This window comes from Methanobrevibacter sp., assembly GCF_045120835.1.
Lineage (GTDB): Archaea > Methanobacteriota > Methanobacteria > Methanobacteriales > Methanobacteriaceae > Methanocatella.
The window spans coordinates 26,008-38,433 of the sequence record NZ_JBGVFE010000059.1; the positions used below are offsets into that span (position 1 = coordinate 26,008).

Below are 12,426 nucleotides of genomic sequence, written 5' to 3' on the forward strand. Positions count from 1 at the left end.
TAAAGGAATGATTATTATGGTCGATTTGAATGATTTACCAGGTGTTGGAGAAAAAACAGCAGAAAAATTAAAAGATGCAGGTTTTGCTGATATGATGAGATTAGCTACTGCTACTCCTAAGGAATTATCAGTTAAAGCCGAAATTGGTGAAGGTGTTGCAGAAAAAGTTATTGAAGCCGCTCGTAGAGCCGAAAACATTACTTTTGAAACAGCATTGGAAGTTGATGAAAGAAGAAAAGATGTAGGACACATTACTGTCGGAAGTCAGGAATTCAACGATTTAATCGGCGGAGGAATTGAAACCCAATCCATCACCGAAGTGTTTGGTGAGTTCGGATCAGGTAAAAGTCAAATTTCCCATGAACTTGCTGTTACAGTTCAATTGCCGGAAGAACTTGGAGGACTTGATGGCGAATGTGTATTTGTAGATACCGAAAACACTTTCCGTCCGGAAAGGGTAAGGCAAATTGCAGAAGGATTCGAATTGGATACTGAAGAGGTATTAAGCAGAATTCATGTTGCACGTGCATTCAACTCCGCTCATCAAATATTAATGGTTGATAAAATAAATGAACTCATTCAAAGTGGAGCCAATGTCAGATTGGTCATTGTTGATTCATTGATGGCTCACTTCAGAGCGGAATATGTTGGAAGGGAGTCTCTGGCTGTAAGACAGCAAAAGCTAAACCAACATTTACATTCTCTTCAGCAAATCGCAAACACTTACAATGTTGCAGTATTTTTAACCAACCAAGTTCAGGCCAAACCTGATTCCTTCTTCGGAAGTCCTACCAAAGCTATCGGTGGACACGTTTTAGGTCACGCATCCACTTACAGAATCTGGCTTAAAAAAGGGCTGGCCGGAAAGAGAATCGCACGTCTTGTGGATTCACCTCATTTGCCTGAAGGCGAATGTGTATTTAAAATTACTAGCGAAGGTATCGTTAGCTAATTTTAACTTTTCTTTTTTTCTTAACTTTTTTATACTTTTTTTAACTAATCTTATTACATGAATCAGATTGAAGTTACTATTTTGTCAATCATCATAATGATTGGTCTTGGATATTTCCTTAAAAGAATCGATTTTCTAAGCGAAAAGGATATCGATCCATTCAACAAGATAGTAATGTATATTCTGCTGCCTTGCATGATATTTCATGCCCTCTTTTCAGCTGACCTGTCTTTGCTTTCCAAACTGGGAGTATTGCCTTTCGTCATTTTGGGCTCTTCACTTGCAACGGGAATCATTTCGTATTTCATCTTAAGGCAATTGAATTTGGACGACGTCACCCTATGGAGCGTATTGGTGACTGTAATGATTGCCAATACAGGTTTTATGGGATATCCCGTTACATTAGGTATTTTTGGCCAGGAAGGTTTTTTAAGGGCTATCTTCTGTGACATTGCCACATCCTGTATATTTTTGATATTGTCATTTGTTTTAATCATGAAATTCGGCGGAACCGCAAGGACTGCCGTTAAAAAGATAGCGTTATTCCCACCGCTATGGGCGGTGGTTTTAGGGCTGATATTTAATATATTGAACATTCCAATAGGGCCGGTAATCGACAATACGGTTAACTATTTGGGTCAGGGCGCAATTCCCATAATCATGATTGCATTGGGATTGTCGATTGACTTTTCAGCAATCAAAAGAAGCAAATCCATGATAGTTTTCACTTCGATTATGAAACTGGCGTTTTTCCCATTGGTAGCATTCATAATCGCTTCTCAAATCGGTTTAGTTGACCTTCAGTACAAGATTTCCATTGTTGAGGCCGCAATGCCTTCAGGCATGATGTCTCTCTTGCTTGCGATAACATATAAACTCGACTATGAACTGACTTCGGACTGCATATTGATCAACACTGTAATCTCTTTGATTACACTTCCGATAATCATTATGATAATTTAGGAAAAAATTAATAATTTATCTTAACCTAAATTTTTCATTTATTCAAAAAATTGACGTTTGTCTTTATTTTGTCTGATAGTTTAAATTAAACGTTTGTTTGAAATTTAAAGCTATTTATAAAGAGATTTTTGTTTCTCATATATAAGCTTTACTCCAAGATTTTTATAGACAGCTTTATATATGTGTATTTACTACATTAGTATATCTAATACTATGTAAAAATTTTTACAACTATTTTTTAAATTGCAATTTTTTATGTATATTAGATATTTTTCACGACTTGTACAAGGTGAATTAATATGGCAGAAAGAGATAATAATGAAGAATTAAGGATAGGTGTTTACGTCTGTCACTGTGGTGTAAACATTGGTGGAGTCGTTGACTGTCCTGAAGTCGCAGAGTATGCAAAGACATTACCTAACGTTGTCTATGCTACTGACTACAAATATATGTGTTCCGACCCAGGTCAAGCAATGATTCAAGAAGACATCAAAGAGAAAAACTTAAACAGAATTGTTGTAGCAGCATGTTCTCCTCGTCTTCACGAACCTACATTCCGTAGATGTGTAGAAGAAGCTGGATTAAACAAATTCTTATTTGAGTTTGCTAACTTAAGGGAACAAGACTCCTGGGTACACATGGATTTACCTGAAGAAGCAACTTCAAAAGCTAAAGATTTAACACGTATGGCTGTTGCTAAAGCTAGATTACTCGAACCATTAGAAGCTACCAAAGTAGCAGTAGATAACAAAGCTCTTGTTATCGGTGGTGGAGTAGCAGGTATCCAAACCGCATTAGACTTAGGTGACATGGGCTTCAAAACCTACATGGTAGAAAGAAACCCAACCATCGGTGGACGTATGGGACAATTAGATAAAACATTCCCAACTCTCGACTGTTCAATGTGTATTTTAGCACCTAAGATGGTAGACGCTTTCAAACACGAAAACATCGAATTGATTTCCTACGCAGAAGTTACCGAAGTAGACGGATACATTGGAAACTTCAAAGTAAAAGTAGAGAAAAAACCAAGATATGTCGATGAAGCTTTATGTACCGGATGTGGATCCTGTCAAGAAGCTTGTCCTATCGAAATACCTAACTACTACGACGAAGGAGTAGGTATGGTAAAAGCTGCATTCATCCCATTCCCTCAAGCTGTACCATTATGTGCAACTATCGATAAAGACTACTGTATCGAATGTAACTTATGTGTACAAGCATGTGGACCGGACGCTATCAACCACAATCAAGAAGCTGAAGAAATTGAATTAGAAGTTGGTACTATTGTAGCTGCAATCGGTTACGACCCATTCGACCCATCAGGTATTTACCAATATGGATACGGTCGTTTCTCAAACGTAATTACCGCTATGGAAATTGAAAGGATGTTTAACGCATCAGGTCCTACAGGTGGACACGTAATCAAACCTTCCGACGGTATCGAACCTAAACGTGTAGCATTCATCCACTGTGTAGGTTCAAGAGATGAACAAATCGGTAAACCATACTGTTCCAGAGTATGTTGTATGTACTCCATGAAAAACGCTCAATTATGTATTGACCACGAACCTGACACCGAAGTAACCTGTTACTACATGGATATCCGTTCATTCGGTAAAGGATACGAAGAGTTCTACAAAACATCTCAAGAAAAATACGGTATTGAATTTATCAGAGGTAAACCTGCACAAATCTTCGAAAACGATGATTTAACCTTAACTATCAGAGCAGAAGACACTTTACTCGGTAAAGTAACTGAATACACTTACGACTTAGTAGTATTAAGTGTAGGTCTTGAACACTCCGCAGGATCCGACGAGCTCAGACAAACCTTAGGTCTTTCCAGATCTGCAGACGGATTCTACATGGAAGCACACCCAAAACTCAGACCTGTTGACACCTTAACTGACGGTGTTTACATTGCTGGTGTAGCACAAGGTCCTAAAGATATTCCTGACTCCGTAGCACAAGGTTCAGCTGCAGCTTCCAGAGCAGCAATCCCAATGGCTAAAGGAGAAGTAGAAATCGAACCTATTATTGCATCCAACGATGAAACAATTTGTGGTGCTTGCCAAGTATGTGTTGAATTATGTCCATTCGACGCTATTTCAATCGCAACTGGTGTAGGTGGAAAAGAATTTGCACAAATCAACTCCGCATTATGTAAAGGATGTGGAACCTGTGTAGGTGCTTGTCCATCTGGTGCTATGAACCAACAACACTTCAAAACCGAGCAAATTATGGCACAAATCAGTGCTGCTCTTGAAGACTTAGGTAAATAGATTTAGAGATTAATTTCTCTATTTCTTTTTTTTCTTTTTTTTGCAATTTCCAAATATTTTTATAGATTTTTTTTCAAAGATATTGATAACGCCTGTTATTAATGATAATATGAAAAATCCAAAGCTCCTGTTATACATATTGATGATTTCATCGCTTGCAATAAATACTCCATTAAGCATAATAGGAATGATTAGCCAGATTTCTCAATACTTCAACACTTCAATTGCCGTTTCAGGATTATATGTGAGCTCATTTACTTTTACCATTGCAGTTGCGGGGTTATTTGTCCCTGTAATATTTTCAAAATACGAGCGCAGGAAAACATTTGTTTTCATCTTAGGCGTATTTGCAATATCAAACATAGTGATTGTATTCACAAAAAGCATTGCCGTAGCATCATTTTTCAGAATTCTATCCGCCCTATTCTATCCGGCATTCATATCACTTGCGCTGACAGTATGTGAGCAGATTGCTCCTGAAGGCGAAAAGCAGGACTACATAACAAGAATTCTGCTTGGAATTTCAGTCGGAAGCATCGTGGGGCTGCCGATAACAACAGGCCTTGGAACAGTATTCGGCTATCGGGCGGCAATGTCATGGATTTTCCTGATCAATTTCGTATGTCTGATTTTAATTTTAATGTTCTTTCCACAGATTTCCGGCCAGTCAAAAGGCTATGAACTGCCGCTGTCCAGCCTTAAATCAAGGGAATTCATAATATCCTCGATTGGAATAGTTATGATGCCTATTGGTGCAAGCATTGTATACAATTACCTGCCATACTTTCTGCAGACCGTAAGCCACATCTACACTTACAGATTAAGCATATTCCTCTTCATTTATGGTATTTTTTCAATAGGTGGAACATGGTTGGGCGGAAAACTGATTGTCAAAAGGGATAAAGCTACATTAATTGTCTTTCAGCTGGTCTGTGCTTGTGTATTTGCACTTTTGTATTTTGCAGCAGATTTTCTAGTTCCCGTATTGGTTCTGATTCTGGTCTTTGGCATCTTGGATGGTATGGGCTATAACCTGATTCAGTATATTGAAACATCACTGTTGCCAAAAAGTCCTGAACTTGCAAACGGTGTATTTTTAAGCATTTTGAATGGTGGAATAGCAATAGGGATTGCAATCGGAGGATTCATTGTCGATGGTTTGGGTGTAATGTTCATATTTGTTTTCGGTGTTGTATTTTTGCTTTTGGCATTTGTTTTGCTCTATTATGTTATTTTTGTTTTAAAAATCGATTTGAAATACAGTTAGCTGACATTACCATTGTCTTTTTTTGATTTTGTAATTAAATTTTTCAATTGCTCTATATCCATGTTTTGTCAAAACCATTATATTACATGATAAACAAAAATTAAATCATAAATATATAATTGGATATTAGGTGTAGTAAATGGCTAATTATCATGATGAAATTTTAAACTTTGAAAAAATAGCAAAAGAACATACTGAATATATGAGAAACAGTATCAATCTAATCGCTTCTGAAAACGTTACCAGTGTAGAGGTAACAGAAGCACTTGCAACCGATTTTGCACACAGATACGCTGAAGGTCAGGCATTTGAAAGGTTTTATGAAGGATGCCAATACGTGGATCTGATTGAAGACAAGACCAAAAAGCTTTCATGTGAAGTATACGACTGTGATTACGCTAACGTTCAGCCAGTATCAGGCGTAACAGCAAACCTTGCAGCATTCTTTGGATTTGCAAAACCTGGTGAAAAGGTAATGGCACTTGAAGTGCCTTCCGGAGGACACATTTCTCATGCCGATGTTAGTGCAGCAGGTATCCGTGGACTTAAAACCGTATTCCATCCGTTGGATAAGGACATCATGAACATTGACATTGATGCGATGAACAAGAAGATTTTAGAGGAAAAGCCACAGATTATCTTATTCGGTGGAAGTCTATTCCTGTTCCCGCATCCTGTAAAAGAGGCTCGCGAAGCTGCTGATGAAGTTGGAGCTACAGTGATGTATGATGGAGCTCACGTACTAGGATTGATTGCCGGTGGACAGTTCCAGCAACCTTTAAAAGAGGGAGCTGACGTAATGATGGGAAGTACCCACAAGACATTCCCTGGCCCACAGGGAGGAATCATTCTCTCACACAAGGAAAATGAAGAACTGATTGATGAAGCGGTATTTCCTGGTGTCGTAAGTAATCACCACCTGCACCATTTATTAGGTTTGGGCATTGCAACCGCTGAAATGCTTGAGTTCGGGGAAGCCTATGCTAAACAGATCATCAAGAATGCACAGGCCTTAGGTCAGGCTATGTATGAGAGAGGATTTGATGTTTTATGTGAAGACCAAGGATTTACTGAATCTCACCAGATTGCAGTGGATTTAAGAAACATCCGCTCCGCATCAGACATTGCTAAAGAACTTGCTGACAATAATGTAATTCTCAACAAGAACCTCCTTCCTGGAGACAACCGTGACAACTCAGATGATCCTTCAGGTATCAGAATAGGTACCCAGGAAATCACCAGAAGAGGTCTAAAAGAAAAAGAAATGGATGAAGTTGCTGAATTCATCAAACGTGTAGCGGTCGATAAGGAAGACATTGCAGATGAAGTTGCAGAATTCATGAATCAATACACAGTACTTGATTATGCTTTCTCCGACAGAGAAGCTTACCAATATCACAGATTAGATTAAAATGAGAATTGCCTTTGCATTTACCGGAGCCGGTCATTTACTTAGAGAATCAGTCAAGCTGGCTGTTGAGCTGTCAAAAAGCCATGAAGTCACAGTATTTCTGTCAGGTGCCGCTGAAGAAGTCCTCAAGATGTATGGGCTTTATGAAAGCGTGGTCAACATTACTGGCGGAAAATATCGTGAACTGGCTACTGATTCAAACCAAAAATTTTCATATCCAATTACTGGTCGTCTGTCTTTGGGCAAATACGACCTATTAATCGTTTCTCCAGCTACAGCAAACACGGTTTCAAAAATAGTCTATGGCATAGCCGATACTCTTGTTACAAATGCAGTTGCACAGGCTGGAAAGGGTGCCGTTCCGGTTTATATGGTGCCTGTTGACATTCATCCCGGTCCAATCGATACTGTATTGCCATCAAAAATGGAACTGTCAAAATGTCAGGACTGTGATGATTGCGTTGCGGCTCTTTCATGTGAGCAGGGAGCCATCATTCCCCACTCAGAAATTGACCTGACAAAATGCATCGGCTGTGGTCTGTGCAGAAACACCTGTCCGTATGATGCAATTTCCGAAGGTAAAATCATTACAATCTATATGAGAGACATTGATATCGAAAACACCCGCAAGCTGGAAAGCATTGATGATATCAAGATTTTTGAAACCCCGGATGATATTTTAGAGAAAATCTAATTTATCTCCTATTTCTAATTTTAACTTATTTTTTTTGGTTTCCAATATATATTTTGCATGTTTTTTCGGTTTATAGAATTTCCAGGGTTTTAATGTAACATTATCATAAATAATCATGTTTTCATCTATAAAATACACGTCAATTGTGAATCTCATGAATAGGCTATGTATTGACGAGTCGTTTAGGTTAGAGAATAGCATACATTCATTGAAATCTTTTTTAAACATCAATCCCTTAAAGCGCTTGAAAAACGTATCTGCCAGTACAATTTTGACGTTGACCTGTTCATTGGTTGTCTTATTTAAAATCATGAAATAATGTTTCTTATTTCAAAGTATATAAGTTTTTAACAAGTTAAAATCAATATTTAGTTATAAAAAAGTTTTATCTTCAATATCTCCGCTTTCAAAGTCCTTAAGTGCAGTTTCAAACTCTTCAGATGAAAACACTCCGGGAATGTTCAGTCTTGATTCATTCAATTCCAGAATAAAATATGGTGTGGCAGTGATTCCATTGGACAGCGCATCTTCCTGGTCCAAATAGGCTTCTATATTGTAGTAGTTGTTTTCAATGATCTTTTTTGCATCGCTTTCATCTATCCCGCAGGAAACGGCAATTCCAGTTAGCACGTCATTCTTTTTAATGTTTTCATTTCTCACCAGATTTGCCTCAAATATCTCTTCCACGAGTTTCAATGCAATTTCGGGGTGCATGTTCTGCGCATATTTTGCAAGCCTTAAAGCATCCTTGGAGCTTACAAGCAGCATGTCACGGTAGTTAATCTCCAAACCGTCGTTAAAAGCGGTCTTTTCAATTTCAGCAATTTTTGCTTCTGCATCCTCATGAGACAGACCATATTTCTCAACATATCGCTCAGTTGTGCTCATGACAGGCCTTTTTCCCGCCTGAGGTTCTAGTTCAAAGGATTTCATCTCCCATTCAACATCCAAACCGAGATTTTCAACCGCCTTTTTGAGACGCTTGAGTCCGATGTATGAATAGGGACAGTTGAAATCAATCAGATATATTATTCTCATTTTTCTTCTTTTCTTCCTGCTTTTTCTTTTTGTGCATTTTGTAAAGCTTTATTGAATTGTCAACTACCTTGAAAAGTGAATTGTATTTTCTGTGAAAACTCATAATGTATAGTATGTATTTTATCGTTAATGTAGTTAGTGATGCCTTTAGCCAATAACAATTTTTCATTTTTAGTCTAATTTCTCACAATCAAAGCGATATCGTCCTTAATTTTTATTTTTCGCTCTTGCAGCTTATAATTTATAATTTAACCTCTATGCTTAAATAATTCGGTGAATCCTTGCAATATAAAGTTAAAATCATGGATTTTAATCATTCAAATTCAAAACAGCACTATTTTAATTGTTTTTCAATAATTGCCATAACCTTTATTTATTATCTTAAACAAAAACATATATATTATAAATTAATATTGCATATGTGTTTTAACATTAAATATCGCTTTAAATCTCTTTTGAGATTTTTATTTTTACACATATTTATTTATCAATTCGAGGAGTTAAAAAATGCCAATACAAGAGGCAGACAAATCATATGATCATGATAAAATAGAAAAGAAAGTCCAAAAATTCTGGAAACAGGAAGAAACTTTCAAGAAAGTAAATGAACTTAGAGAACAAGGTCCTAGATATTCATTTTTAGATGGACCACCATACTGCAGCGGAAAAATCCACTTGGGAACCGCATGGAATAAAATCATTAAAGATTCATACCTCAGATACAAATCCATGAACGGATTCAGCTTAAGAAGGCAGGCAGGATGGGACATGCACGGATTGCCTATTGAAAATAAGGTAGAGCATCTGATGAATATCCAATCCAAACAGGAAATCGAGGAAATCGGAATTGACAAGTTTGTTGACAAATGCAGGGAATTTGCATTGGAGAACAAGGTTGCAATGGAAGAGGAATTCGATCAACTGGGCGTTTGGATGGATTGGGATGACCCATACATGACACTTGATCCAAAATATATGGAATCCTCATGGTGGATGCTTAAAAGAGCAAACGAACAGGACTTACTTTTAAATGACCAGAGGGTAATTAGCTGGTGTCCTCATTGCGGAACTGCACTTGCTGCAGCAGAGATTGAATATGAAGAAAAAGAGGATCCATCCATTTACATTAAGTTCCCTGTCAAGGGTGAGGACAATACCTATTTCCTTGTTTGGACAACTACTCCTTGGACACTTCCGGCCAACATGGCCATTTGTGTCAATCCCGAATTCGATTATGTTTATGTGTTAAAGGACGGCGAGACTTATATCTTATCTGAAAACCTGATGGAAGACGTTTTAGGCAAGCAGATTAAGATTCACAGAACAAAAATACCTGCAGAAAGTGAAGACGAAGAAGATAAAGTCATTGAAGAAAAAGAAGTAATGTATGAAATCATCAAAACGGTAAAAGGCGAAGACCTCATTGGAATGGGCTATGACTACATCTTAATGGATGAAGTTCCAAAACATGGTGAATTTGATGAGATTGAATCCGTCCACAAAGTTTTGCCTGGAGACCATGTAGAGCTTGGTGAAGGTACAGGACTGGTACATACCGCACCGGGACACGGTCCTGACGATTTTGAAGTGGGTAAAGCCAATGACATTCCAATATTCTGTCCTGTTGGAGAGGACGGATGCTTCACACAGGAAGCAGGAAAATACGCTGATAAATTTACAAAAGATGAAAACGCTCAAATCATTAGGGATTTGGAAGACAAAGGTCTGATGTACAGATCAGAAACCATTGAGCACAGATATGGTGTATGCTGGAGATGCAAAACACCTATCATTTATCGTGCAACCAAGCAATGGTTCTTGAAGGTAACAGAAATCAAGCAGAAAATGCTGGATGAAATCGATAAGGTTGAATGGATACCTAAATGGGCCGGTGAAGGAAGGTTCCATGATTGGGTGGACAATGCCCGTGACTGGACAATTTCAAGGCAAAGATACTGGGGCATTCCAATACCTATTTGGGAATGTCCGGACTGTGGAGAACTTAAGGTTATCGGTTCTTTAGATGAATTGAAGAAAGAATCCTTAAAAGATATTGATGTTTCAGATTCAGAACTTATCCACAGGCCATATGTCGATGAAGTTGAAGTAAAATGTGACAAATGTGGCCAGACCATCAGAAGAATTCCTGATGTCTTGGACGTATGGATTGATTCAGGGGTTGCCGGTTGGGCATCACTTTACTATCCTGAAGAAAAGGAAAAATTCGCCGACTGGTTCCCGTATGACTTCATTACCGAAGGGCACGACCAAACCAGAGGATGGTTCTACTCACAATTGGGTACAGGAGTCATTGCCATGGGTCAAAGTCCATATCAAAAGGTATTGATGCACGGATTCGTTTTGGATGAACATGGAAACAAGATGTCAAAATCATTAGGCAATGTTGTGGCTCCGGAAGAGGTCATCGAAAAATACGGAGCGGACGTTTTAAGATTCTACCTGTTGTGGGCTTCAAAGCCATGGGATGACTTGAAATTCGTATGGGAAGAGCTTTTAAACATCAACAAGATGTTCAACATCCTATGGAATGTTTATGTATTTTCAACAACCTACATGTCACTTGACAACTTCAATCCGATTGGACTGACTGAAGATGATATGATTTTACGTTCAGAAGACAGATGGATCATATCAAAAGCCAATAGCCTAATAAAAGAAGTTGCAGAGGATTTGGATAACTTATTCTTCCATAAGGCAACCAGAAAGATAAATAATTTCATCCTTGAGGACTTGAGCCGCTGGTATGTAAGGCTCATTCGTGGAAGAACATGGGTTGAAAGCGATGATCCGGATAAATTGGGCGCTTACTACAGTCTATACACAGCATTTATTAAATTAATCCAAGCTTTATGTCCAATAGCTCCTCACGTATCAGAAGAAATCTATGAAAACCTTGTCAAAGGAGTAAATCCTGAAGCTCCAGAAAGCATTCATATGCTTGATTGGGAATATGATGAGGATGCAATAGACAGCGAGCTTGAAGCCAAAATGGATGTGGCCCGTGAAGTAATTGAAGCATCAATCAGAGCAAGGGACATGGCACAGTATAAATTGAGATGGCCGGTATCCGATATCACTGTTGTATCTGAAGAGGAAGATGTTTTGAAAGCTATTGAAGAGTTGACTGACATTATTAAAGATCAATCCAATACTAAAGAGGTTTTATGTGCCAGTGAATTTGAAAAACTCTCATATAATGCAAAACCTAACCTTAAAATACTCGGTCCAAAACTTAAGGGGGACATGGGTAAAGTTGTAAAAGGATTAAAGACTGCCGACGGCAATCAAATTAAAGCCGATTTGGAAGCAAATGGTACAGTTACCATTGAAGGAATCGAATTGAATGCCGAAGAAGTATTGTTTGATTCAGAACTTCCAGATGACTTTGTATCATCAGAATTCGATGGCGGAAATGTGTTTGTCAATACGAATATCACATTGGAAATCAGGCAGGAAGCTATGGCACGTGAGCTAATAAGAAGAATCCAGGACATGAGAAAGGACCTGGACCTTGATGTGGAAGCAAACATCAATGTCGATGTTGAAACATCAGCCGAGTTTAAGGACTTGATAGTGCCACAATCAGAAGTCATTTCTCACGAAGTAAGAGCCAATAGCTTAATTATAACCGATACTGAAGAATGCAGTAAAGATTCTAAAGATTATACCAAAGAATGGGACATTGAAGGAGAAAAAGTAATTATATCAATTAAAAATTAGGGTGTTTGACATGACTTTAGCTGACTCTGAAATTGAATATATTGAAGGAATCCTCGGAAGGGAAATGAACGAACT

9 protein-coding genes are annotated in these 12,426 nt (G+C 38.1%); 7 read left to right on the forward strand and 2 right to left on the reverse strand.

What is annotated here, in order from left to right; translation table 11 throughout:
* The first annotated feature begins 16 nt into the window (after positions 1–16).
* The 6 genes from radA to ACJMLO_RS05955 all read left to right on the forward strand — a co-directional run bounded on the left by radA (position 17) and on the right by ACJMLO_RS05955 (position 7,572).
* Positions 17–952 carry a DNA repair and recombination protein RadA gene (radA, locus tag ACJMLO_RS05930; protein ID WP_405294881.1) on the forward strand — a complete coding sequence of 312 codons (936 nt, stop codon included), beginning with the start codon at positions 17–19 and terminating at the stop codon, positions 950–952.
* A 57-nt stretch (positions 953–1,009) separates the two neighbouring features.
* Positions 1,010–1,915, forward strand: a complete 906-nt coding sequence (locus ACJMLO_RS05935) for an AEC family transporter (RefSeq protein ID WP_405294883.1) — start codon at positions 1,010–1,012, stop codon at positions 1,913–1,915.
* Positions 1,916–2,214: 299 nt separating this feature from the next.
* The gene (locus ACJMLO_RS05940) at positions 2,215–4,200 is read left to right on the forward strand and encodes a 4Fe-4S binding protein (protein WP_405294885.1); all 1,986 of its coding nucleotides are present in this window, start codon (positions 2,215–2,217) and stop codon (positions 4,198–4,200) included.
* A 109-nt stretch (positions 4,201–4,309) separates the two neighbouring features.
* On the forward strand, positions 4,310–5,467 hold the full coding sequence (locus tag ACJMLO_RS05945) for an MFS transporter (protein WP_405294887.1): 1,158 nt from the start codon (positions 4,310–4,312) through the stop codon (positions 5,465–5,467).
* A 139-nt stretch (positions 5,468–5,606) separates the two neighbouring features.
* Positions 5,607–6,878 (forward strand): serine hydroxymethyltransferase, encoded by a 1,272-nt coding sequence (gene glyA, locus ACJMLO_RS05950; protein ID WP_405294889.1) that lies wholly within the window; start codon positions 5,607–5,609, stop codon positions 6,876–6,878.
* Between the two features lies 1 nt (position 6,879).
* Positions 6,880–7,572 carry a dihydromethanopterin reductase (acceptor) gene (locus ACJMLO_RS05955; RefSeq protein ID WP_405294891.1) on the forward strand — a complete coding sequence of 231 codons (693 nt, stop codon included), beginning with the start codon at positions 6,880–6,882 and terminating at the stop codon, positions 7,570–7,572.
* Here ACJMLO_RS05955 and ACJMLO_RS05960 read toward each other — a convergent pair.
* Positions 7,558–7,884 (reverse strand): DUF192 domain-containing protein, encoded by a 327-nt coding sequence (locus ACJMLO_RS05960; protein ID WP_405294893.1) that lies wholly within the window; start codon positions 7,882–7,884, stop codon positions 7,558–7,560. The genes ACJMLO_RS05955 and ACJMLO_RS05960 overlap by 15 nt on opposite strands.
* A gap of 60 nt (positions 7,885–7,944) precedes the next feature.
* Complete coding sequence (locus ACJMLO_RS05965) at positions 7,945–8,610, reverse strand: DsbA family protein (protein WP_405294895.1); 666 nt, start codon at positions 8,608–8,610, stop codon at positions 7,945–7,947.
* 507 nt (positions 8,611–9,117) lie between these two features.
* On the opposite strand from ACJMLO_RS05965, the gene ileS reads away from it, so the two are divergent.
* Positions 9,118–12,351, forward strand: coding sequence for an isoleucine--tRNA ligase (gene ileS / locus ACJMLO_RS05970; RefSeq protein ID WP_405294897.1), 3,234 nt, complete (start codon positions 9,118–9,120; stop codon positions 12,349–12,351).
* Positions 12,352–12,426 lie beyond the last annotated feature (75 nt).